This is a genomic window from Coprobacillus sp. (assembly GCF_984815275.1).
Map to the genome: position 1 here is coordinate 22794 of NZ_CFJNYH010000015.1, position 25497 is coordinate 48290.

Genomic DNA, 25497 nt, shown 5'->3' on the forward strand with positions numbered 1-25497 from the left:
TTTGAATATACTTCTATTATATGTTTTTCGACAAATCTCTCAATATTATAAAGGACCTTAGGCACATTGTTCCCCAATTTATCATCTTCTTTTTTCAATATAAGAAACACTGTTCCATAAAAGAAAAAAATAGAAATCAAAGACTTCTATTTTGGTGCTTACCCACATTTGGGTGAAAAACAAAAAGGAAGAATTAATTTCATTGACAAATTCAATGATTTTAAAACTTCCTTATTTTTATATACCTAATATAGAGAAAGAATTTCTATTTCCCATCCTCTACTAATTCTCTAGCAACATCATCTTTAATAGTAACACCTGCTGCTTCTAATTCTGCAATCTTTGCTGCAAATTGTGGTAAGTATTTCTTATGTGCTAATAACAATTCATCTAAGACTTGTTTTGCTTTTTCTCCTGATGGAATTTGTGGATTTAAAATAAATGCCTGTAATGCCATTCCATAATCTCCTGTGACTGCTGCTGCTTCAACACAGTGTTCCATGTTCTTCATACATTGTAACCATCCTTTTTCAGCTGGTTGTAATTCTCCAAAAGCGATTGCTTTTGCTCCTGTTGATCCAATATATGCAGAGACTTCTACTGCACAGTCTGCTGGTAAATCTGGTACTGCTCCATTATTCTTTGTTGTGACAACAATGTGTCTATTGGCATTTGAATAGATTGATGCAATTGTTTCACATGCTGCATCTGAATAATGAGCTCCTCCACGTTTTGCTAATTGTTCTGGTTTATGATCTAAGTTTGGATCTTTATATAATTCAAACAATTCTGCTTCTGTTTGTTTCACTTGTTGTCCACGTGTTCCCACTTCTGGATCACTGTATTCTTCTAATCCATGTGCTAACATTTCTTGTTGACGATAGTAATATCTATGATATCCACAAGGTAACATTTTCATTGCATCTAGCTGTTCTTTAAAGAATGGAACTTTGTGAATATTAACAGGAATACCGCTATCTTTACCTTCATACATAGCATCAATAATATCCTGAGTCACTTCTTTTCCATTTTCATCATAAACTCTATGCCAGTGGAAATGATTTAATCCAGCAAATTTATAAGTTAATTGATCTAATGTTTTCCCAATTGTTTCTGGTTCTTTCATCATTGCACTTACTGGCACATTACATAATCCAATAACCTTATCCCATTTTCCATATTTCATAACTGCTTCTGTAACCATTCCACTTGGATTCGTGAAGTTGATTAACCATGCATCAGGACATAATTCTTTCATATCTTCAACAACACCTAAGATCACTGGAATTGTTCTAAAAGCCTTGAAGATTCCTCCAGCACCATTTGTTTCTTGTCCTAGCATTCCATAAGAGAAAGGAATTCTTTCATCTTTAATACGAGCATTCAATAAACCAACACGGAATTGAGTTGTAACGAAGTCAGCACCAGGTAATGCTTCTCTTCTGTCTAAAGTCATATGAACTTTGACATCATAAGGAGATGCATCCCACATACGTTGAGCCATAGCTCCAACGATTTCCATTTTTTCTTTACCGTCCTCAATATCTACTAACCAAATTTCTCTGATTGGAAGTTCATCATATCTTTTGATAAATCCCTCCATTAATTCTGGAGTATAACTACTTCCTCCACCAATTGTTACAATTTTAACACCTTTTGACATATCAATATTCCTTCTTTCCTTTTGATACCACTATTCTATAGTATCTCTTTAAATAAACAATATCTCTTACAATACTTTGAACAGAGTTCCTCAATTTCAACTCTTTAAAACAATAAAAAAAGAACAGTGTTTCACTATTCTCTATTTGAAATCGTATATAGAACTGCCCCTAAGAGATTGGCATCATTATGATACTGACAACTTTTAATCTTCGTTGTCACCAAAGATGCAAAACGTTTAGGAATGAGCTCTTGGTACATTTTTTGAATCTTTTGTATAAACCATTGTTCCTCAGAAATTCCCCCACCAATACAGATAACCTCAGGATTATAACAAAGTGTGATGGTATTCAAAACAAAGATGATATTTGTACACCATTGATTCATGGCCTTTAAAGCATTCTCTTCATTATTTAAATATCTTTCACATATTTCTGTTCCATATTGTAAAGGTTCATTAGCAATCTGATTATAAATAGTAATTAAAGCTGACATCGAGGCATAACGTGAAGCACTGACAATTTGACCATCTATCATTGCAAATGGTAAACAAGATAATTCTCCTGCAAGATAATCATGTCCCTGAATAGCACCATTTTCATCACAAAAACAACCACCGATTCCAGTTCCAATTAAAACATAAGCACTCGTTTTTGTATTTTGCCCTTGTCCCAATTTTAATTCACATAAACCAGCAGCCTTTGCATCATTAATAGTAGCTGTGGGTTTATGCAATCTTTTTTCTATTTCCTGATTAACATATGTCTTATACATAATTCTGACATTTTTAGCTGCTTCAGACATCACCTGAGAAGTTTCATCAATAACTCCTGGAGCACTGACACCTATCAATTCAATTTCATTAAGATTATAGATATCAGCACATAAATAATCATAAAAAGCTTCAACAGTTTCATATTTTTGTGTTTCTTTTTTCCATTTCTTAATAACTTTCATATTTTTATGAATTAAAGCATATTTGATAAAAGTTCCACCTATATCAATTCCCAAATAATACATAATAATTCTCCTTGTTTTTTCTTTATTATATATTTCCTATATTTTCAAACAAGATAACTCTAACAAAAAAGCACATTGTTTCTTAAAAAAGTTCTCTTAGCTAGGAACATATAAAACATTGTTTCATTCTTCTTTTAAAATAGGGTTATCAGAATGTCTACCACCAATACGTTCAGATTTCTCAAAGGCCAAAGAATTTTTAATCTTTTTATCTAAATTGTTTTCATAATCACTATTAAAACAATTGGAATATAAAACATCTAATAAATACATAATACAAATATTTAATCCAAATGTTCCTAAGTTTGAAACCAGTTTTTCTCTAGTAGAAACATATAAACAACAATCAATTAAAGAAGATAAAGTATTGTTTCCATATGATGTCATTGCTAGACCATCTATCCCTCTTTCTTTGATTTTTTTAGCAACTTTTAAAATTTTATCAGTTTCGCCAGAATAAGAAATCATTATAAAACAACTATCCTGTTCACAATAACACGCCTGATAGTAAATATCTTCAGCATGTGAATAAACCACAACACCTTTTCCTATTTTCATCATCTTCACCTTAAAAACTGAAGCTAACTCTACTTGAGCACCAGATGCACAAATATATATATGCTTTGCTTTATTTAGCATATTGATAGCCTGTTGCAGAGAATCATGATGAATAAGTGAAAGACAATCTTGAATTGTTTCTTCATAAAGAGTTGCTAGTTTATTGGCAACAACTGTATTTTTATCAGTTCTTTTAAAGGGAAAATTAGGATCAATATTCTTAAAATGTGATGATAAATATTTTAACTCTTTTAAATAATCATCTCTAAAATCATTATATCCTTCATATCCAAGTTTCTGACAGAATCGTATAATTGAAGATGGTGATACATAAGTTTCCTGAGCAATTCTTCTGACACTATCCTGTTTCAATTGATATTCACGCTCTAAAACATAATTAGCAATCGCAATATCTACTTCTGAAAATTCTTCTCTCATCATTAACTTTTCTTTTACCAACATTTATCCTCACCTCTTTAACATTATAACAACAGTCCACTTATTTGACAAACGCTTCCAATAAATGAAAAAGTCATTACATATAATTTGTAATGACCATAGCCAATCCTAAAACAGTTAAAACAACTCCTGTTGCTTGATTCAACCTCTTTGGCTCTGCTTTATTAGCAAATAAAGCTGCTATTCTTGCACCTACTAAAGTTGCAACTACACAAACAATCAAGGCTTCTATATTTGGCATACCACCAATTGCAAAATGTGAACATGCTCCAGTAAATGCCGTAAATGACATAATAAAGACGCTCGTTCCTACTGCTGTCTTTAATTCATATTGAAGAACAGATGTTAATATCAACAATAACATCATTCCTCCACCAGCACCAATAAACCCACAAATAAATCCAATGAAACAGCCACATATTAATGATTGAATATTTTTCTCTTTTTGTGTCTTCTCCGCTTGTGCTTCCTTTGTTGTCATGACTGGTCGAACAATAAATTTAATTCCTAATAATAATGTCATAAAAACCGAAAAACTACCCATTGTTCCACCTGGAACCAATGAAGCAATATAACTCCCAATCAGTGTAAAGACCAAAACACTCGCTAACATAACCAATCCATTTTTAATATCTAAGTTTTTATTTTTTCCATATGTATAAGCCGAAATAGCCGATGCCAAAACATCAGAGGCTAAAGAAATTCCCACTGCTTCATAAGGATCAAATCCCAAAAAAGTAATAAGCATGGGTGAAATAACAGCCGCAGCTGATAGACCTGCTAATCCCGTTCCAATTCCCGCTCCCATTCCTGCAATAATATAAATAAAATATGCAAACATTAAATCTCTTCCTTCCCATCTATAATATTATAACTCATTTGTCTTAAAATGTTTTCCCAACATTTTAATTCATCTTCACTAATTCCTTGAAAAAGAATATCATTAAAACGTTTTTGTGCTTTTAAACCGGCTTCAATAATTGGTTGACTTGAAGTTAAAAGATAAAGATGATAACGACGTTTATCTTTTTGATCTTGAACTGTCTTTAGATAACCCTTTTGTATGAGCTTCTCAATTCCCATTGAAGCATGTGATTTGACCAGCCCTCTTTTTTCTACAATGTCTTTAGCACTATCAAACTCAGGATTATTATGTAAGAATAATAAAATATCAAGTTCACTGCGTGTTAAGTGATATGCTTGCATAACATCCATACAGAGATGGTCATATAAAGATTTCATACTATGAATCATTTTTAGTAAATCTGTCATATTGCCTCCATATTAGTTCTATTTTGAACTATTATAGTATAGATAGTTCAAAGAGTCAATGAAACAGTTCTACTTTTTTCATATATTCCTAAATTCTGCTTATTTCTTGATGTCATTTTTCTACATTTTTTATCATTGGAATACTCGGAGTTCATTGACTTTGAAGACCTTTTGCCTTATAATCACAGTAGGTGAATTCCTTCACCTGGAGAATGGAAAATAAACTAAATTTTCCTTTATCCTTGCAGTAATCATTTTATAAAATGAAAGGAGTAAAAAAATGATTTATACACATGAAGTAGAAGAAATGCAATGCGTAACACGTGGTGCTAGTCATGGGTGTGCTCCAATTCCTGAAGAAGGAAAATGGGTATATTCAAAAGAAATTAAAGATATTTCTGGATTAACACATGGTATTGGTTGGTGTGCTCCTCAACAAGGTGCATGTAAATTATCTTTAAACGTTAAAGAAGGAATTATCGAAGAAGCATTAATTGAAACAATCGGATGCTCTGGTATGACTCACTCTGCAGCTATGGCTTCAGAAGCATTAGTTGGTAAAACTTTATTAGAAGGTTTAAATACTGACTTAGTTTGTGATGCAATTAACACTGCAATGAGAGAATTATTCTTACAAATTGTTTACGGTCGTACTCAATCAGCTTTCTCTGAAGGTGGACTTCCTGTAGGTGCTGGTCTTGAAGATTTAGGTAAAGGATTAAGAAGTATGGTTGGTACATCTTATTCAACTCAATTAAAAGGTCCTAGATACTTGGAATTAACTGAAGGTTATGTAAACAGACTTGCTTTAGATAGCAACAATGAAATCATCGGTTATGAATTCATTAGTCTTGGAAGAATGATGGATATGATTAAAGCTGGAAAAGATGCAAATGAAGCTTTAAAAGAAGCTACTGGTACTTATGGTAGATTTGCTGAAGCTGCTAAATACATCGATCCAAGAAAGGATTAATGAGGAGGTACGAAAATGGCATTATTTGAAAGTTATGAGAGAAGAATTGATCAAATTAACGCTGCATTAGCTAAATATGATATCAAATCAATCGAAGAAGCTAAAGCAATTTGTGATGAAAAAGGTATTGATGTATATGATATCGTCAAATCAACACAACCAATCTGTTTTGAAAATGCTTGCTGGGCTTACACTGTAGGTGCTGCAATGGCAATCAAAAATGGAGATACAAAAGCAGTTGATGCTGCAAAAACTATTGGTGTAGGTTTACAATCATTTTGTATTCCTGGATCAGTTGCTGATGATCGTAAAGTAGGTTTAGGTCATGGGAACTTAGGATCTATGTTATTAGATGAAAACACTGAATGTTTCTGTTTCTTAGCTGGACATGAATCATTCGCTGCTGCTGAAGGAGCAATTAAAATTGCTGAAAAAGCAAATAAAGTAAGAACAAAACCATTAAGAGTTATCTTAAATGGTTTAGGAAAAGATGCTGCTAAAATCATCTCAAGAATTAACGGATTCACTTATGTAGAAACTGAATTTGATTATTTCACTGGTGAAGTTAAAGAAGTATCTAGAACAGCTTACTCTGATGGAGCGAGAGCAAAAGTAAACTGCTATGGTTCTGATGATGTTCGTGAAGGTGTTGCAATTATGCATAAAGAAGGTGTAGATGTTTCTATTACTGGTAACTCTACTAACCCTACTCGTTTCCAACATCCAGTAGCTGGTACTTATAAAAAAGAATGTATCGAACAAGGTAAAAAATATTTCTCTGTTGCTTCAGGTGGAGGAACAGGACGTACATTACATCCTGATAATATGGCAGCTGGACCTGCTTCTTATGGTATGACTGATACTATGGGACGTATGCACAGTGATGCACAATTTGCTGGTTCTTCATCAGTTCCTGCTCACGTAGAAATGATGGGATTAATCGGTATGGGTAATAACCCTATGGTTGGTGCAACTGTAGCTGTTGCAGTAGCGATTGAAGAAGCTTGTAAATAATTATATTTTTTTAAAGTTTAAACTACTTAAAATTATATGAGTAAATTAAAACTGTACACGTTATTTAGATAAATTCTATGATGATGTGTGCAGTTTTTTTGTACGCAAGAAAGGTACAATTATGAAGAAGTTAACAATGAAAAAAGAAACAAATTTAACATTTGAGGAAGGATGTGAAGAATACTTATTATATTGTAAAGCTAGGAACTTGCGTGATGGAACAATAAAACATTATAAAGAGAGTATGAAATCAATTTATAGGTTTATTGTGCCTAATATAATACCCCTATCTCATCTTTTAATCAAGAGACTATGGATAATTTTATTCTAGATATGAAAGAAACACTTCAAGTGAAAGACACAACAATTTTTACATATGCTAGAGCCCTAAAAACACTTATGCGTATCTTTATGAAAAATGCTTATATGAAGAAATTTGATATTGCTCTTTGTGTAAGAATCATTCTGTTTTCCAGTTTGTTTCTGTTTTTACATATTTTTGTAATCTCGGTAAAAATAGTGACATGTCTAAGCATATATGAATTTATGGAATTCCTTTTCCTTGGTTTGTTTTTATTCTGAAGTGCAATATGATCCTCATCAGCAACGATATGAAGATTATCACAAGTGATGGGTTTATTAAGGTATGGCATAAAGACATCTGTTTTCAGCTTTTTGATTTGGTAATAGGCAAATGACTTAGATAATCCAAAGGGTTGTGTAGCTTTTCTGTAACTGTCATGATCACAAGAAACATTATGAAAGATTTGTGAGACAACCTGATTTGTGACTCTCTGATATTGAGATATGCCAAGCAGATAATCAATATAATGAAAAGAATTTCCAGTTGACCTATTTGTATAGCGTCTTCTTGTAAAAGTTATAGTGCCAAATAAAGTAACAAGAGTTCTAGGCTGCTTGTCTTTAGAGTAATAGGAATTCTTTCTTTCATCAGAATGAAAGAAGCATTCATCAATATTGCGAAGATAATCAATAAAAAGTTGTTGAATCAATTGAGAAGAGAAATTGAGATAATTAGATTCCCATAATAAGGGATTATGAGATGAATATATAGAGGAATCAAAAAAATGAAAAGGGGTTGAAATAGGTTGAAAGTGTGATAAAATAATAGACATAGAAATCCTCCTGATTTATGTGTGGTAACTTAAATTATACAGGATTTCTTTTTTTATTTCATCTCCCCAACAATTTTACACTATCGAATACAAGCATTAATTTGTAATGGTAACTGAAATGTGCTATTATAATTACCATAATTTGATTGTGTTAATGTCGTGATTTCCACAATCAAATCATACCAAAAAAGTGGTGTTTTCTCACCTAATTCTAGATGAAACTCATCACTTTTTTGTATTCAAGAAACTATTTATCTGTTACAGCCTCTTTTCTTTATGTGAACTGACCATTAGATCTATGGACCTTTTCATCATAAAAATTCATGTTGTTTTCCATAGTCTAAGCATATTTCAAAAAAATCCTTTGATAATGAAGAGAGATATTTATTTTTATGATAAATAATATGATATGACCTTTTGATATTTAATTCAGAAACAAAAATTTCTTTTACTCTTTTTTCTTCTATTGCATCTTTTACCAACATAAATGGTAAAGTAGAAATTCCTAAACCTGCTTCAACACTTCTCACAATAGCTTGTGTACTGCTACTTTCCATTGCAAATTCAATAGAATACTGATGTGATACAAAAATACTATTGACAAGATTATAAACTGAACTTCCTTGTTCTCTCATTAAAAATGGATAATCAAGTAAATCAGCAAGTTGTAAATCGTTTTTGAATAAGAGTGGATGATTTAGACAGACTATAGTAGAAAGATAATCAGACATAAACGGAATCTGAATAATATTCTCATTTTGAAGATGAGTTTCAACAAGTGCAAAATCAATCTTATTTTCGATAATTAACTTTTCTAATGTTTCAGAATTATACACAAACATTTTAATCTTTAAGTTTGGATATTTTTTCTTTAATAATTGAACAACATGAGGTAAGACATAATGACCAATTGTCATACTGCTGCCAATCCTAATCATACCTTCCTCTTCCCAATTCTTTATACCTTTTTCCATTTCTGAAAACAATGAAATAATATGAACTGCATATTCATAGAATTGCTTTGCTGCAATTGTTGGAAAGATTTTTCTATTCATACGATCAAAAAATTGAACAGAATAATAATTTTCCATTTCTTTAATGGCTAAACTGATAGAAGGTTGAGCAATGTGCATCTTTTGTGCTGCTTTGGTAATACTTTGATTTTCATAGACTTGAATAAAAATAAGCAAATGGCGTAATGTCATAAAAGAACTCCTTTCAATACATAACAAAATTATTATATATATTATATAATAATAGTATTTTACTTATTTTTCAAGACAATGTATGATGTGACTATGGAGGTAGACATATGAACATAGAAAAATATAAATTAAGAAAGCTCTTTCTTTCAACTTTATATTTAAGTGCTTTTACTTTTGGTGGCGGTTATGTCATAGTGACATTAATGCGCAAAAAGTTTGTCAGTGAATATCATTGGATAGATGAGGATGAAATGTTAGATCTAATTGCTATTGCACAATCTGCACCAGGTGCAATTGCAGTGAATGGAGCCATTGTTGTAGGATATAAATTAGCAGGCATGCTAGGTGTGCTTGTTTCAGTGATTGCAACGATTATTCCTCCTTTTGTCATTATTTCTGCTATCTCAGTTTGTTATAATGCTTTTCGTACAAATTTACTTGTATCTTTGATGTTAGAAGGTATGCAGGCTGGAGTAGGAGCCGTGATTGCTTCCGTTGTTTTTGAAATGGGATCAGGTATTGTTAAAGAAAAAAATCCTTTTTCACTCATCATTATGACAGTGTCTTTTATTGTCACTTATTTTTTCAATGTCAATGTTGTTTATGTCATACTGGTATGTATTGCTCTAGGACTCATCAAGACATTTGTACAAAAAGGAAGTGAAATGATATGATTTATTTGCAATTGTTTTTAAGTTTTTTACAAATTGGTGCTTTTAGTTTTGGTGGTGGTTATGCTGCTATGCCACTCATTCAAAATCAAGTTGTTGATTTACACCATTGGTTAAGTTTATCAGAGTTTACAGATCTGGTAACTATTTCACAAATGACTCCTGGTCCTATTGCTGTCAATTCTGCAACATTTGTTGGTATCAAAATAGCTGGTATCCCTGGTGCCATTGTTGCAACATTAGGATGTATTTTACCCGCTTGTATCATTGTGACAATCATTGCATGGCTCTATTTAAAATATCGCAATATGAAATCATTACAAGTTGTTTTGAGTACACTACGTCCAGCCGTTGTTTCACTCATTGCAACAGCAGGCTTAACAATTATTATTTCAGCAATCTTTGGTGAACTTGGAATCAGTATCAATACAATAAAAATACAAATGGTTGTTATTTTTGGTATCTGTATGTTCTTATTAATGAAATGGAAAATGAATCCAATCTTTGTTATGGTATTGGCTGGAATTTTAAATGTTATTCAATATTTTGTTGTGGGAAATTTATTATGAAATTGAAAAGAAGATAATTCACTATTTAGTAGATAGTTTTTTATCTTCTTTTTGATTTAAACATAGAAATACATGATTTTCATTTATTTTATATGCTGTCATTATCTTTTTTCCACAACTTATATACAAATATCACTTCAATCAGAAATGTCACACTCATTCCAATCGTTACATCTGTTAAAAAATGAGCCCCCACAATAATTCTTGAAAAAGCAACTGTTAATGTAAATATAACACCAATAAAGAATAACAAATTTTCTTTTCCTTTCAATTTTTGGCAAATCACTGGTAGAACACCTAGCAAAAGAGCACATGCAGCATTACCAGTATGTCCAGAAGGAAATGATTTGAATTCTTCAGCAGCTATCCCCAATGCCATCAAATGGTCTTTCATATCACTTCCAATAACCCACCAAGGTTGAAACACTTGATTTTGTGCCGTTATCATACGCATTCTTGGACGAGCCCAAGGAATTTTAATAATATTGATAATAATCATTTCCAGAAACATAACACCAATAAAAAGAATGATGACCTTCTTAATTTGCTGACGATTTGCATCTTGTGTGAGTTTTAACATAATAAAATTAACAACTCCAACAAGTATAACTGCAATGATTAGACTTAAAACTATTGACATATGAGGAATATATAACATAGGATCCATTGTTATTCCAAGAATAGCAAAAGCATTGAGCAAAATTCCAAATAAATAACTGAGAATAAGTAATACTTTCTTTTGATGATCAGCAATTTTAATGAGTAAAGTTCCAGCTGTACTTATACATAACATGGCTGGAAGTTGTCCATAACTTGCAAATAACATTCCAAATAAACTATCAGGATCAAATAATGCTGTAGAAATTTGAAAATCAAAAAATGAACCTACAATCATAAATACCAACAATAAAATACCAACAAAAAGACAATTTTTCTTTTCAAATACTTTCATATCTTAGCTCCTTTTTTATACAAAAACCCACATAAAGAAAGTGAAAATAAAGTTTTCTTTCATCATGTAGGTTTCGTTATTTCACCATAATCTATGAATAACTCCTATCAAGGATACATAGTCAAGAAATTATACAATGCTCCAATCATGTTAGAATCATTATAATAACAACAATTATCTATTTGAGCATGAGGAATGTCAAAAGGGATTTTTTCATAGATTTTATTTAATTCTTCTTGAATTTTTTCAATGAGAATAGGCTGTTGACTAATTCCACCACCAATAAGTATCTTTTGTGGATCTAAGATACATTGTAAATTATATATACCAATAGCTAAATTTTTCGCTAAAGTTTGCAAAGCAGCACAGGCTTCTTCATCTAATGCTTCAACCCATTGAAAGATACGATAACCATCTAGTTGACTTGCCTCTATGTTTTTACGACGTGCAACATCCATAATTAATGCTGTCGTACTGCCTTTAACCGCCCAAGCATTTTCCATAAAAGAAGTTCCTTCGCCTTGGAAAATATATGAGAATTCACCTGCAAAAAGATGTTGTCCTTTCCATAATTGACCATCTTTAATAATTCCACCACCAAGACCACTTCCTACTACAATCACAATCCCATCTTGACAATCTTTAAGATTTCCTTTCCATACTTCTGCTAAAGCTGCACTTTTCCCATCATTTTCAATTGTAATAGGAAGTTGTGTAAAACTACGCATTTTATCTACCAAATTGATATTTTCATTATAAGAAAGTCCACCAGGAGCATAGATTTGGCCACGTACTGAATCAATAGTTCCTGGTAAACTCAAGGCAATCCCATCAATTTGTGTTTGATATTTCTCATAGATTGACTTCAAGATTGTTAAAAAATGCTCAAAATTGTCATGTGGTGTGACTTCTTTACCCTTCTCATAAATATGTGCATCATTATCCATCAATGCATATTTAATGGCACTTGCACCAACATCAAAAATTAATTTTTTCATACTGTTCTCCTATTTACTATGTTTAATAATAAACTTTCCCATTTCCATTGCACAATCCTCACTCTGTGGATAAACACCAATATTATCACCATAAGCATGTCCCATTCCTTTATAAACAACCGTTGTCGTTTCTACGCCCGCTTTAACTAATTTTTTAGCATATGCCATGCATTCTATATAGAGAAAATCATGTTCACCGACAGTCACAAAAGTTGGTGGTAAGCCTGTTAAATCCATCATATATGGCGTTAAATAGCGATTCATAATATCTTGAGTTCCAAGAATATCGCCTAACATATTGGTCATACCATCATCACCACCCATCATTGATAATGATGCCTCTATCACTTTTTTATGTTTAGGATGTATATGATAACGCTCTATGCTCCAATGAGATTCATCATCATCTATACCACCCATATTAACCGTTGGATACAATAACAATTGCCCTTTGACCATATGACTTCCATCTTCCATGTCACGTGTTGTACAATATTGTGTTAAATTTCCACCTGCACTATCTCCAGCCACAAAAATATTCTTGTTATCCCCACCATAGTCTTGAATATGGTGATACACCCATTTTAATCCTTCATAACAATCCTGATGTCCCTTAGGATAAGGATTTTCTGGTGCTAAGCGATAATCAATTGAAACAGCAACAACATGAAACCTTTCAACAATCATTTTCACCAGTTGATCAACAACACCCATATGACCTGCAAAGAACCCACCACCATGAATATAATAAAGGACTGGTGTTTTCTCCTTTGTCTCAATTGGTAAGTAGATTTGAATAGGGATATCATTATTATCCATTCCATTCATGGTTTGTTGAATCACTTTGATTTTATCAGAAGCAATAGGTTCACTCTTGACTCCGTTAAACATTCCTCTTAAACGGTCAATAGATTTAGGAGAAGCATCAATCTTCATAAGACTTTTTGGCATAAATCTCATCATTGTAGCCATCTTCTTATTATCATGATATAAGCGCGGATCCATCATTCCATCTTCATCACAATCAGGAATAGGTTTCACAATAACATCTATTCCGTTCATACATACACACTTTTGTTTTTGCCGAATTTTATTCAATAACTCTTCACTGTATTTTTTACCCATAATTAATCCTCCTATTTATAATTATAAATAAAAATGCTTTCATAAAGTTGTATTTAATTGACAAAAAAATGTCAATTTCTTGACATTTTCTTACGATATTGAAGTGGTGTTTGATGATAGGTTTCATGAAATAATTTGATGAATGACTTGACATTACAAAAGCCATGAATACGTGCAATATCTTGTACAGTCATATCTGTATTGATAATATCTTCATATGCTTTATACAATCGATATGAAGCCAAATAATCTCTAAATGTTTTTCCAACATAAAGATGAAATTGTCTAGAGAAATGTTCTTTACTCATATAAAATGAAGCAGCCATATCATTTAAAGATAAAGGTTCCTGATAATGCTCATGTAAATAAGTTAATATTTCTTTCATCTGTTCATGATTCTTTGATGATTTTGTTTTGATATATTGTTTATCTATTTTATACTCTCTTAATAATAAAGCAAAGATATCAAATATACATGCTGTCATATCTAAATAAGAATATTCATCCTGATGAAGATACAAATTTTCTAAACGACGATATAAAACTCTTAAGTCATCATGATTGTCTTTAAGTGATAAATCAAAAGAAATATTATCAATATTCGAATAATATTGTTTCATAAAATCATAAGAAATTAAAACAATAAAACAATGTGGATTTTCTCTTATAGATTGAGCATGTAAAGAATGCAGAGTGCCACTATTCACACAGGTAAAATCATTATCAATAAAATATTCTTTTTCACCAATCTGTAAAACAACTTCTGCATTTTCTAATAAAGAAATTTCTAAACTGCGATGCCAATGCATTGGAATAAAAGCCCCATAAGGAAATTGTTTTTCAATTTCATCTTGATCAAGAACAGCTATCATTGCTGGAATTTGATGTTTTAATGTCACTCTTTCATGATAGTATTTATCCATTTTTCATCACCTCTTGTTTTTCATTATATCATAGCAAAAATTATAAAAATAGTGATACATCAATTGACATATCACATTTTTAAATAAGCAAACTCTATTCCACTATATTTTCACGTTCTTGTAAATCTGCCATAACTTGTGGATAAATATTATCTAATTTATAGAAAACTTTTAATAATATTGGCATACACACTGAAAAAGCAATAGGAATATAAATATATAAGACTTTCAGAACTTGATAAACAGATTCACTTTGAGTTGCTAATAAACCATTGTATCCGGTGGCTCCTAAAATAGCCATAGCAATTGCACCACCAACTCCCATACCAATTTTTGCACCAAATGTTGTACTTGAATATAACATTCCTTCTGTACGAACACCAGTTTTCCATTGTCCATATTCAATTGTATCAGCAACCATTGCAAAAATTGTTCCTGCCGTCGCAGATTGTCCAATTCCTTTGATGAGTGAACAAACGAGTAACCAGTTCATACTTGTTGGATTGAGTGCCATAAGAGACAAAGCCACTACAGAGATAATACCACCAATAATAGAAACCTTACACTTTCCTATCTTTCTGATGAGTGGAGGGAGAAGTGGCATAAAAATAACAACAGGAACAATAGAAATAGCCATTAAGAATCCAGCAAAATTCTCATTACCAAGAATGTATTTTGCATAATATGTTCCAACACTCATACTCATAGCCATTCCAAAAGCCATAATAACCCAATAAATAACCAAAACAAGCCACTGATCATTTTTTAAACAAAACTTAATTGATGTTATAAATGACATTTTTTGTTCTGCTTCCTTATTCTCATTGACTTTCACACGTTCCTTTGTCTTAAAGAAGCAAAGCAAAAATAATATTAAAGCAGCAATCCCATAAATAACTGAAGTTATGATCCAAGATTTTTGATCACCACTTCCTCCTAAAGAATTAACAATTGGTAAAGTAATAGCATTAATAATCAATGAACCTATTTGTGCCATCGTCATTCTAAAAATATTAATAACCATACGTTGATCCTGATCACGTGACATTAATGAAGTGAGTGCTCCATATGGAATATTAATAGCTGTGTACAAGATTGTTGTCACTAGATTATAAGTAATGGCTACATATACATACTTTCCAAAATCACCTGTTTGTGGAACTGTAAACATTAATATGAGAGAGACAGTAATCGGAATTGCTAACCATAATAACCACGGTCTTGCTTTTCCATGTTTAGATCTTGTCTTATCAACAATAAACCCCATAATGATATCACTTGTCCCATCAAGAAAACGTGAAACCATCATAATCATACCAATAATTGCAGCATTTAATCCCAATGCATCTGTATAGAAGAAAGTGACAAACGTACTTGATAAAACAAGAATAAGATTACTTGCCAAATCTCCTCCACCATAAGCAATCTTTTCAAAAAGTCCAATTTTTTCAGAAGTTATATTACTTTGATTTTTTTTCATATTCATATCCTTTCCATTTTTTAATGCTGTATAGCAGTGTTCATTAACATTTCTAACGAAAATTCAGGTAAAACTTGTTTTAACAACTTTAATAATTCATTATCAAAGTTTTCACGTACAACACAATCCTTATCAAAAATCATTGTGATTTCATGTTCTGGTTGACAAGCATCCCATTGTGGCAAGCCGTCATGATTAGGATTTCCAGTATAAGCAAATGCAATCACAGATTTAAACATCTGTTCTTGGAGTTTTTCACTGACACCTTCAATATTTGCAACCGGAACTTTATCAATATTATGGAAAACAAATGGAATATCAGAACAATGCCATGCAGGCTTTCCAAATTGACAAGGAAAATCTAAGGTAAATATATAATTATAAGTTGGCGCTTGCTGATACTTTGATTTTGCACTGATAAGTTGTTTAGACATTAGTCTAAATAATGTATCAATGTTCAAGAGATCAATTATCTTTTTATCAGGATAAGCTTTCAAAAAAGCTTCTATGATGTTTTGTGTTTGATCTTTGAAATGAGAATGAAGAATATCTATCATTTCTTGTTCACTGAGTTTCAATTTATTATATGTAACAGGAGCAAAACTCATTTCTCCAAATACTGTTCCAACCATAAGTGGTGTCTTTTTAGCTTGTTCAGTAAATAATGTCATCTGTGGTTCACCTAAGTAATAATCATTTATCATTGGGTTATTGCCAACATAAGCACCAGCCTTTTGTAGTGCTGGAGCAACTTTTAAATAAGCATTAGCTAACATAGAATAAGGAATTGTTTCCAATTTCTCTATTTCACTTAAAGACAAATTCAATTCTTCAAGTAATGCCTTAACAATAAGGGTTCCATCTCCTCCTTGACAAGGTGGCATAAAATCACCCGCAACACCACTCATAATCATTCCTTTATGAAACAATCCTTGAGCATCTGGAATCTGCATTAATGCACTTATTTTCATCCCACCGCCAGATTGACCAAACAATGTTATATTATCTGGATCACCACCAAATTGAGCAATATTATCTTTTATCCAATGTAAAGCTTCTACCAAATCTGCTAATCCTGCATTGGCTGAGTTTTTATATTTCTTACCAAATGGTGATAAATCCAAAAAGCCTAATATGTTTAAACGATGATTGAGTGAAACAACAACGACATCTCCATAATGACTCATATTGGCCCCATCATAAGCTAACTTTTCGATTGAAGACCCTGCAAAAAAACCACCACCATGTAACCAAACCATAACAGGTTTCTTTGCTTTTTCATCTATTTCCTGACTCCATATATTGACAGTTTGACAATGCTCATCTTGAGGCCAATACATGTGAGGAACTAACATTTCACCCTGTGGTTTTTCTGGATAAAGCAATGGACATACCATTCCATATGAAGTTGTATCTTTCACACCTTCCCAAGAGACTGGTGGAACTGGCATCTGAAAACGGTCTGCATAAGCATAAGGTATTCCCTTAAAAATATAAGTGCCTTCATAACGATAACCTTTTACATATCCAGCAGTTGTTTGAACAACAGGGATATTATCATATTCAAATTTCTTTAACATCTTTCTACTCCTTATTTTTGATTAGTCAAAACATTCTCCTATATAAAGCGCTTTCATTTATAAGTAAAAAAGAAATGCAATCAAGTCTCTCTCAATTACATTTTTCATTATACATGCTCAATTCTCATAAATGTTGTGCTTTATTGACTGAATAATAGTCATTAATTGATATTTTAAAAATATAAAATAAGAAAAGGCTAGGAAATCACTCCTCATGAGAAGCCATTTCACCAGCCCATTCAAAACCTTTTTTCGCCATAATAACTGCAATCAATTCATTAATCACTGCGGCAGCAGCAATTGTTCCTTGAATAATTTGTGCACTTTCTGGAGCTGGTCCAGATAAATTTGCAACTGCTATACCAGTAAAAACCAGAGAGACACCTGAGTGAGGTAATAAAGTCAACCCTAAATATTTTTGAACAGTTCGAGGGCAATGTGTAATTGTTGCTCCAAAGTAAGCTCCAAAATACTTGCCAATTGCTCTAGAAATAATATAGATTACAGTAAACAAACCTGCCCCTAAAATCAAATGATAATCTAAAGGTGAACCAAGATTTAAAATAACAATAATCATAGACACACTTAATATAGGATTAAATTGTTTCATTAAATCATCCAGTTCTTCTGTTTTTATCATATTTGCAAAAGCAGCTGAAAATGCCATACCTATCAACATAAAGTTTAAAATAGGTGTTGACAAGAAATGATAGTTGACAATCATTCCCACCAAAGAAGCAATCAGTATAAACCCAATTAAAACAAGAAATCGCTGCTTAGATGTTTTCACACGGTTCATCACTAATCCGCTTAACACACCTACAGATGCTCCAATCATTAATGGCAACAAAACAATAAATGCAATCATATAAATAGGCATATCTTGAGAAGACACCTGCCCACTGACAATCGCCATTGTTGTAAAGAAAATAACAACACCAACCATATCATCCAATGCTGCCATTGGAATAAGCGTTTTTGTGACTGGTCCATCTGTCTTAAACTCTCTGACAATAGATAATGCAGGGGCTGGGGCTGTTGCTAAAGCAATCCCACCAAATAAGAAGGCAAGATAAATGGGGAGCTTCATAAAGTAAAAAGTGATGCCAAAAACCAAACTCACAAAGAGAAAAGTCCCAAGTGACTGAGTCAAAGTTGTAATGATAATTTGTTTTCCGGCACTCTTGATTTTTTTCCAAACAAGTTCTGTCCCAATCATCAAACCTACTGAACATTCTAAAATATTAATAATTCTTCCATAAACCACTGAATCTAATAAAGATTGATTTATCAATCCAATAGCATGTGGACCTAAAATCATGCCCGCTAATAACCATCCTAATATAGCTGGTAATTTTAGTTTTGAAACCAATTTTCCTACTCCAATTGCAATCAAAAAAGCAATAAGAAATCTCATCATCATTATCAATTTTCCTCCCTCGCAATACCATAAAGCACTATATCAATCCAATTTTCCATTTCTTCTTCATGTTTTTCAACAATCTCATCAAACGGTTCACCATTTTCTATCTGAACACGAAAATAATCATTAAATGTATTTTGCATCATCTTATAATATTCTAATGCTCTTTCAAATGATACCCCAGTTCTTAATTTCTTACTTTGTAAATAGTGTTTTATAAAATCTTCATTTAACACATCAAAATCTGTCTTAATCATTTTCACTTCTTCTTTTAAATGAGATGGTGTTCTTAAAATTGTATGAAAGAAGAGCCCTCTTAATTGAGGATATTCTTCAAAAAACTGCATTCTTAACTGCATATAGATTTTCATACTTTCTTCCTGATTCATATCCAAAGGTAAATGATCTTGATAATATGTGACAATCGTTTCAAAACAGATTTTTATACATTCTAAATAGAGTTCATCTTTATCTTTGAAATAATGATAAATGATTCCCTTAGATATTTGACCAATTTGACAAATATGATTCATAGATGCTTTTTCATAACTTTTTTCATTAAATTCTTGAATAGCACTTTCAATAATCTTTGTATGCATAGCTTTATTCATGTCTTCTCTTTTCATAATCTCTCCAATCATTGACCATGCGGTCAATAAATAGTATATCACAAATAAAAAAAAGAAAAAGATAAAAATCACTTTTTCCTTTTATACAAGAATAAATTCTCTACATATTTTTCTTTCATCTCAATAATTAATTGAATTTATACATGAGAAAATTATATCTATTGCAACTATATAATATCTTAAGGGAGTCATATTCTATAGTTATTCTAAATTAGCATGTCTAGCTTTCATTGTTTCGTTTGTTTGATTTTTTAGACCCATTATATTTAAAACAATACTATCATACAAAATTAATGTATACTGTTCAAATAATGTTCCCATTGGTTGAATTGTTTCACCATTTGTATCTTTGGATTGAACTGGAATAAGTAAAACAATATCTGCTAACTTCGCTAAGGAAGAGATCGAACTTGTTGTAATGAGAGCAACCTTTAATCCATTTTGTTTAGCAATTTCAGCTTGACTTATTAAACTTTTTGTTTCACCAGAACCAGAACTAATCAATAACAAATCACCTGGATGGGTATGGGGTGAACTGATTTCACCGACAACACTTATATTATACCCTAAGTGGAGCAAGCGATTTGCAAATGAACGAATCATCAAACCAGATCTTCCTGCACCTGTTAAATAAATATGATTTGATATATCAATTAAATCAATAAGTTTGTAGATATCAGAAGTATTTAACTGATTATTAACTTCTGTTAATTCACTTAATATTTTAGAACCATTAATATTCATAATCTTCTTTAACCTTCTTCTAATTGTTCACAAACGTATTTAATCAATGAAATATTATCATATTGCATGCAATTTTGAATAAACATTTCATCTTGAAACAATCCCATTAACTTTCTAAGAACTGTAATATGTTTTCCACCTGTTGCAAGAGCAAGATTAAAAATCAATTGACATTTAACAGTTTGGTCTGGATCTTCCATACGTTTAAAAACAACAGGTGTCTGTGTTCTCACAATACTTATACTATCTTCTTTAACAAAACTTGATTCGCCATGTGGCATAGCAACAGCTTGACCTGATGGTAGTCCTAATCCCGTAGGATAAATTTTTTCTCTATCTGTACATGCAGTAATAAACTCAGGCATTACTCTTCCTTCTTGAACAAGAACAGATCCAGCGACTTCAATAGCTTCTAAATCAGAGGATACATTTTTTTCAGTAAAATAGATTTTCATTATTCTCTCCCCTAACCTACTAACACACCTTTAATGTCTTCTAAAACTTCTTCTTCACCAATTCCTGTTAATAATCCAATTCCAATAATAACTGGAATAGTCACTGCATCATTATTAATTTTTGTTGAAGAAACCAACAAATCATAACTATTAATCCTATCTGTAGTTGCATCCATTAAAGATGCTTTATCAATTTGTGCCTCAATTCCTTGTTCTTTCAAATAATCTTGTAATCCTGCAACCATAATAGATGATGATGCAATTCCATTTCCACAAACAACCAATACTTTTTTCATATTCTTATATGGATTTCTTTTTTTATTTGTACTATCCTAAAGTTTTACTACACATTCGCATCGTTACCAAAAAAGAGTCGAATCTATCCTCTAAACATTATTCACTTTTTCAAACTCTTCATTTATTCTTTAATAGAATATTTCCTTAGATTTCACAAAACAAGTTCTATCTAAATCCATATTGTATATGAGAAATATAGGGTTCTTCTAGATATTCTATTTCTTCTTGTGTCAAATAAATATTAAAAGCATCAACCGCTTCATCTAAATATTCGATTTTTGAAGCCCCTACTAAAGGTGCAGTGATATATGATTTTGATAATACCCATGCCAAAGCAATCTGACTTGTTGATTTCTGATACTTTTTTGATAATTCATAAACACGTTTGATAATCTCTTGATCATGTTCTAAGATATATTCGTTTTGTAACTTCCCACAGTTATCAATTCTAGGGGATCCTAACGGTTTATTAAAAACACCATGAGCAAGAGGAGAAAATGACGTTAATGCAATGTTTTCATATTGACACATTGGAATCATTTCTTTTTCTTCTTCACGATATATTAAATTGATCATGTCCTGCATAGATACAAATTGTGTCCATCCATGTTCCTTTGCAACAGCATTGGCTTTGACAAATTGCCAGGCATACATTGCACTTGCACCTATATATCTCACTTTTCCCATTCTCACCAAATCATTAAGAGCTTCCATAGTTTCTTCAATAGGGGTTGTATAATCCCAGCGATGAATAATATATAAGTCAATATAATCTGTCTGTAATCTTTTTAAAGAATTTTCAACTTCTACAAAAATAGCTTTACGTGACAGTCCTTTCGCATTGGCACCATTATGCATTGGATAATATAATTTTGTAGCAATCACAACATCATCCCTAGAAGCATAATCTTTTAACGCCCTCCCTAAAATTTCTTCACATTCTCCTAATGAATAATAATTGGCTGTATCAAAAAAGTTAATCCCTAGATCCAATGCGTGTTTAATGATTTTTCTTGCCTCTTCTTCACCGACATTGGCTTGAATTCCGCCCTTATCACTACCAAATCCCATACATCCTAAACAGATACGCGAAACTTTTAAACCAGTACGTCCTAAATTGACATATTCCATTGTTTTCATCTCCTCAAATTATGGCTTCAATGGGCCATAGAAATATGAAGCTGTTGCTCCACCATCAATTAAAAAATCAGTTCCTGTAATAAATGCCCCTTTATGACTCATTAATAATTCAGCAACATTGGCAATTTCATCAGCTGTTGCAGGTCTTTTCGCAGGACAATTTGCAAACATATTTTTATAGAAATCTCCTCTTGGTCCATTAAACTCATCAATCGCTAGTGGTGTGACGACAATACCTGGAGAAATGGAATTAATACGTGCTCCTCTTTCTCCCCATTTTACAGACTCAGCCATAACTCTTTTTTCATTACATCGTTTTGCAATTTGATACGCATGTAAGCTATCTGATAAATTTTGTGGTTGAAGAACTTCTAAATTTAATAAATCTTCTGTTGGTGTCATTGCTAATAAACTATCCACTTTTGCATTCAGTGCAGGCATACGATGTCCAGACTGACTTGAAATCGTCACCCCAACACCACCTTCTTTGATAACTTTTCCAACTTCCTCTAATAAAACAGCCGTTCCATAAAGATCAACTTTTAAAATCATTTCAATTGATGCTTGGCTTGGTGAAACTCCTGCTCCATTCACTAACATTGTGATATCACCATACTTTTGTGCTTCTGCAATGAGTTCTAAAATAGATTCTTTTGATGCTAAATCCATTTGAAAAGGAATCACATCAAAACCAGCATCATTCATGATCTTTGCTATGTTTATAGCATTCTCAATGCTTTTATCCCCCATAACAATTTTCATTCCATAACCCATTCTTCTTGCAATTGCCATACTGATTTGTCCAGCTCCTGTAACAATCATAACATCTTTCATTTTAATGTCCTCCAAACACTTCAAAATCTGTTTCTTTTAATTGCGTATCAATACATTGAATTTCATCTTCTGTGAGTATAATATGACAAGATTCAAAATTTTCCAATAATCTTGCTTCTTTTCGACTGCCTGGAATAGGAATGATAAATGATTTTTTATTGATCATCCATGCTAATGATAATTGTGCCATTGTACAATTCTTCTCTTTTGCCATTTTATTTAATAAAGTTAATAAACAATTTGCTTTTTGATATCCTTCGCTTTGATATTGGGGCATATGATTTCTAAAATCTCCTTGAGGAAATTTTGTCTCTGCATTAAACTGACCAGATAATAAACCATTTGCCATAGGTGAGAAAGCAACATATGTCACTCCCAATTCTTCACATACTGGAAATAAATTTTCATGCCATGTTGCCATCATTGAATACCGATTTTCTATCGCCGTTACAGGACATACTGCATGAGCTCTTCTCAAATAGTCTTCATTAACTTCTGAAATTCCCCAAGCTTTTATTTTCCCTGATTTTATCAATTCTTTCATCACTCCAGCAACAATCTCTGGTTCAACTTTCGGATCAATACGATGCTGATAGTGTAAATCAATATAATCTGTTTGTACTTTTTTCAGACTTCCTTCAATTGATTTTCTAATTCTTTCTGGTGAACTATCCAATTCTAAATGGTCCCCTTTGTGTTCAACACCAAACTTTGTAGCAATCACAACTTGTTTTCTTACATCTTTAAGTGCAGTTCCTACTAATTCTTCATTATAAGAGATACTGCCATCAGCATTTTCTCCTGTATAACATTCAGCAGTATCAAAGAAATCATAACCCATATCAAAAGCTTTCCTAATGATTTGAATAGCTGTTTCTTTATCTTCAGCAACACCATATGCATGCGAGAATCCCATACATCCTAATCCTACTGGATTAACATACATATCTGTTTTCCCTAATCTTCTTTTTTGCATATTTTTATTCCTCCTACTCTATTGCTTCTTTCACACAATGCAATGCATTGAGACTTCTGGGATAACCAATAAATGGTAAACATTGTGAAATAACTTGAATCAAAAAATCTTTATCATTACCAATTCTAATATTCGCTGATGCATGAGAAATAAGTTGTGCTTCACAACCCCCTTGAGCAGCTAAAAAACAAAATGTAATCATTTCTCTTTGGTTATAATCCAAACCATTTCTAGTGTAATAATCACCAAAACAATTATCTGTTAGCCAATAATTAATATGTTGTGAATCTTTATCACCTGATTGATAAAAATTTTTCATATTTTCTCCAAAAATATCAACTTGTGCCTGAATTCCTTTTTCTAATCTATTAATAGGATTGGTTGTTGATTGCCCAGTTAATGGCAATGCAATATGATGATCAATACAAAAATCATTCACTGCATGAAGAAACGGAAAAACTCTTCCCATTCCTAAATAAGCAACTGCCTGATAGACAATCTCTTTCATCTCAATTGGTGTCACACCAAAATTGTATGAAGCATTTAACATAACTTTAAACTCATCTATACCCTGACATCCTATTAATGTCGCCAAGATTGCAATAAATCTTGTATGTTCATCCAAATCACACTGATTGACAACCTCATCAAATGCAAAGTTATCAAATAATACAATAAACTCTGGATCTGTTTTTAACAATTTTGATTCATACCCTGGAAACATTCTTTCATGATATTTTTGAGCATTTTCACTTATTACCATTATCATACCTCCTTTATCCATTCACTTATTTTCACATCTGACTGATGAACTTGACTCCCATATATATCTAAACCCTTTTGGATAAAACTATCTGGACATAATCTTTCAATATCATGGATACTCTTCCCTAAGCCACTTCCTTCATGAGTACAAAACGGATAAATATATTTCTCACTTAAATCATAACTCTCTAAAAAAGTCCATATACACATAGGCATCGTTCCCCACCAAGAGGGAAAACCCAAATATATATTCTGATATTCTCGTATATGGGGGACAACATTTAAAAGTTTAGGCCTCACTTTATGAATCAATTCTTGTTTTGCAATTTGAGTACATTCATCATAATCAAACGGATAATCATGAAGTGGTATCATTTCAAATAAATCAGCATCTAGCAGCTTTTGAAGTTTCTTAGCAATCACTTCAGTATTTCCAACCTTGAGTTCCTTAATTGTACCTGATACATAATTTTGTTTCTTATGTGAAAAATAAACAATTAAATTTTTTTTCATATTTTACCTCTTTTCTTAATCTAATTTTATGTCTTTTTATTTTCCAGAACAATCTCAATAACAAATCATTCTGATAAGTTTAACTTATATGAATTCCTATACTCTTCTACAAAATAACAAATAT

General features: G+C 31.9%; 27 protein-coding genes. 4 read left to right on the forward strand and 23 right to left on the reverse strand.

Going from position 1 to position 25497, the window contains the following annotated elements; all coding sequences use genetic code 11:
- Positions 1-265: 265 nt before the first annotated feature.
- The 5 genes from AC5M21_RS06930 to AC5M21_RS06950 form a co-directional block, all read right to left on the reverse strand.
- Entirely contained in the window at positions 266-1663 is a 1398-nt protein-coding gene (locus AC5M21_RS06930; protein ID WP_282767670.1) for a 6-phospho-beta-glucosidase, read from the reverse strand.
- 134 nt (positions 1664-1797) lie between these two features.
- Positions 1798-2682, reverse strand: coding sequence for an ROK family protein (locus AC5M21_RS06935; protein ID WP_008788397.1), 885 nt, complete (start codon positions 2680-2682; stop codon positions 1798-1800).
- A 123-nt stretch (positions 2683-2805) separates the two neighbouring features.
- Complete coding sequence (locus tag AC5M21_RS06940; RefSeq protein ID WP_008788396.1) at positions 2806-3702, reverse strand: MurR/RpiR family transcriptional regulator; 897 nt, start codon at positions 3700-3702, stop codon at positions 2806-2808.
- Between the two features lie 73 nt (positions 3703-3775).
- Positions 3776-4540, reverse strand: a complete 765-nt coding sequence (locus AC5M21_RS06945; protein WP_008788395.1) for a sulfite exporter TauE/SafE family protein — start codon at positions 4538-4540, stop codon at positions 3776-3778.
- Complete coding sequence (locus AC5M21_RS06950) at positions 4540-4971, reverse strand: MarR family winged helix-turn-helix transcriptional regulator (protein ID WP_008788394.1); 432 nt, start codon at positions 4969-4971, stop codon at positions 4540-4542. The genes AC5M21_RS06945 and AC5M21_RS06950 overlap by 1 nt, the downstream gene beginning before the upstream one ends.
- Positions 4972-5251: 280 nt before the next feature.
- On the opposite strand from AC5M21_RS06950, the gene AC5M21_RS06955 reads away from it, so the two are divergent.
- Entirely contained in the window at positions 5252-5944 is a 693-nt protein-coding gene (locus AC5M21_RS06955) for an iron-sulfur cluster assembly scaffold protein (protein WP_008788393.1), read from the forward strand.
- A 15-nt stretch (positions 5945-5959) separates the two neighbouring features.
- A complete protein-coding gene (locus AC5M21_RS06960) occupies positions 5960-6958 on the forward strand; it encodes a GGGtGRT protein (protein ID WP_008788392.1) in 999 nt (332 codons plus the stop codon).
- Positions 6959-7380: 422 nt separating this feature from the next.
- On the opposite strand, the gene AC5M21_RS06965 is transcribed toward AC5M21_RS06960, so the two are convergent.
- Positions 7381-8094, reverse strand: coding sequence for a UPF0236 family transposase-like protein (locus AC5M21_RS06965; RefSeq protein WP_008788391.1), 714 nt, complete (start codon positions 8092-8094; stop codon positions 7381-7383).
- A 311-nt stretch (positions 8095-8405) separates the two neighbouring features.
- Positions 8406-9299 (reverse strand): LysR family transcriptional regulator, encoded by an 894-nt coding sequence (locus tag AC5M21_RS06970; RefSeq protein ID WP_008788390.1) that lies wholly within the window; start codon positions 9297-9299, stop codon positions 8406-8408.
- A gap of 107 nt (positions 9300-9406) precedes the next feature.
- Here AC5M21_RS06970 and AC5M21_RS06975 point away from each other — a divergent pair, with 107 nt between their 5' ends.
- Together AC5M21_RS06975 and AC5M21_RS06980 are read left to right on the forward strand one after the other, a co-directional pair.
- On the forward strand, positions 9407-9973 hold the full coding sequence (locus AC5M21_RS06975) for a chromate transporter (RefSeq protein WP_008788389.1): 567 nt from the start codon (positions 9407-9409) through the stop codon (positions 9971-9973).
- Positions 9970-10539: a chromate transporter gene (locus tag AC5M21_RS06980; RefSeq protein WP_008788388.1), complete on the forward strand. Its 570-nt coding sequence runs from the start codon at positions 9970-9972 to the stop codon at positions 10537-10539. The genes AC5M21_RS06975 and AC5M21_RS06980 overlap by 4 nt, the downstream gene beginning before the upstream one ends.
- Positions 10540-10627: 88 nt before the next feature.
- Here AC5M21_RS06980 and AC5M21_RS06985 read toward each other — a convergent pair whose 3' ends face one another.
- The 16 genes from AC5M21_RS06985 to AC5M21_RS07060 all read right to left on the reverse strand — a co-directional run bounded on the left by AC5M21_RS06985 (position 10628) and on the right by AC5M21_RS07060 (position 25373).
- A complete protein-coding gene (locus AC5M21_RS06985) occupies positions 10628-11491 on the reverse strand; it encodes a phosphatase PAP2 family protein (protein WP_008788387.1) in 864 nt (287 codons plus the stop codon).
- A gap of 107 nt (positions 11492-11598) precedes the next feature.
- A complete protein-coding gene (locus tag AC5M21_RS06990) occupies positions 11599-12489 on the reverse strand; it encodes an ROK family protein (RefSeq protein WP_008788386.1) in 891 nt (296 codons plus the stop codon).
- A 9-nt stretch (positions 12490-12498) separates the two neighbouring features.
- Positions 12499-13614, reverse strand: coding sequence for an alpha/beta hydrolase (locus AC5M21_RS06995; RefSeq protein ID WP_008788385.1), 1116 nt, complete (start codon positions 13612-13614; stop codon positions 12499-12501).
- A 71-nt stretch (positions 13615-13685) separates the two neighbouring features.
- Positions 13686-14537 (reverse strand): AraC family transcriptional regulator, encoded by an 852-nt coding sequence (locus AC5M21_RS07000; protein ID WP_008788384.1) that lies wholly within the window; start codon positions 14535-14537, stop codon positions 13686-13688.
- Positions 14538-14631: 94 nt separating this feature from the next.
- Positions 14632-16017 (reverse strand): MFS transporter, encoded by a 1386-nt coding sequence (locus AC5M21_RS07005; RefSeq protein ID WP_017144165.1) that lies wholly within the window; start codon positions 16015-16017, stop codon positions 14632-14634.
- A gap of 20 nt (positions 16018-16037) precedes the next feature.
- Positions 16038-17597, reverse strand: a complete 1560-nt coding sequence (locus AC5M21_RS07010) for a carboxylesterase/lipase family protein (protein ID WP_008788382.1) — start codon at positions 17595-17597, stop codon at positions 16038-16040.
- 205 nt (positions 17598-17802) lie between these two features.
- Positions 17803-19020 carry a cation:proton antiporter gene (locus tag AC5M21_RS07015; RefSeq protein ID WP_008788381.1) on the reverse strand — a complete coding sequence of 406 codons (1218 nt, stop codon included), beginning with the start codon at positions 19018-19020 and terminating at the stop codon, positions 17803-17805.
- A 2-nt stretch (positions 19021-19022) separates the two neighbouring features.
- Positions 19023-19646, reverse strand: coding sequence for a TetR/AcrR family transcriptional regulator (locus tag AC5M21_RS07020; protein ID WP_008788380.1), 624 nt, complete (start codon positions 19644-19646; stop codon positions 19023-19025).
- Between the two features lie 204 nt (positions 19647-19850).
- Positions 19851-20393 (reverse strand): 6-phospho-3-hexuloisomerase, encoded by a 543-nt coding sequence (gene hxlB, locus AC5M21_RS07025; RefSeq protein ID WP_008788379.1) that lies wholly within the window; start codon positions 20391-20393, stop codon positions 19851-19853.
- A gap of 8 nt (positions 20394-20401) precedes the next feature.
- Positions 20402-20848, reverse strand: coding sequence for a PTS sugar transporter subunit IIA (locus AC5M21_RS07030; RefSeq protein ID WP_008788378.1), 447 nt, complete (start codon positions 20846-20848; stop codon positions 20402-20404).
- Between the two features lie 11 nt (positions 20849-20859).
- Positions 20860-21144 (reverse strand): PTS sugar transporter subunit IIB, encoded by a 285-nt coding sequence (locus tag AC5M21_RS07035; protein ID WP_008788377.1) that lies wholly within the window; start codon positions 21142-21144, stop codon positions 20860-20862.
- Positions 21145-21310: 166 nt separating this feature from the next.
- Positions 21311-22276, reverse strand: coding sequence for an aldo/keto reductase (locus AC5M21_RS07040; protein WP_302280744.1), 966 nt, complete (start codon positions 22274-22276; stop codon positions 21311-21313).
- A gap of 18 nt (positions 22277-22294) precedes the next feature.
- Complete coding sequence (locus AC5M21_RS07045) at positions 22295-23119, reverse strand: SDR family oxidoreductase (RefSeq protein ID WP_008788375.1); 825 nt, start codon at positions 23117-23119, stop codon at positions 22295-22297.
- 1 nt (position 23120) lies between these two features.
- Positions 23121-24095, reverse strand: coding sequence for an aldo/keto reductase (locus AC5M21_RS07050; protein WP_008788374.1), 975 nt, complete (start codon positions 24093-24095; stop codon positions 23121-23123).
- 13 nt (positions 24096-24108) lie between these two features.
- Positions 24109-24858 carry a carboxymuconolactone decarboxylase family protein gene (locus AC5M21_RS07055; protein WP_008788373.1) on the reverse strand — a complete coding sequence of 250 codons (750 nt, stop codon included), beginning with the start codon at positions 24856-24858 and terminating at the stop codon, positions 24109-24111.
- 2 nt (positions 24859-24860) lie between these two features.
- Positions 24861-25373 (reverse strand): flavodoxin, encoded by a 513-nt coding sequence (locus AC5M21_RS07060; RefSeq protein WP_008788372.1) that lies wholly within the window; start codon positions 25371-25373, stop codon positions 24861-24863.
- Positions 25374-25497: the final 124 nt, after the last annotated feature.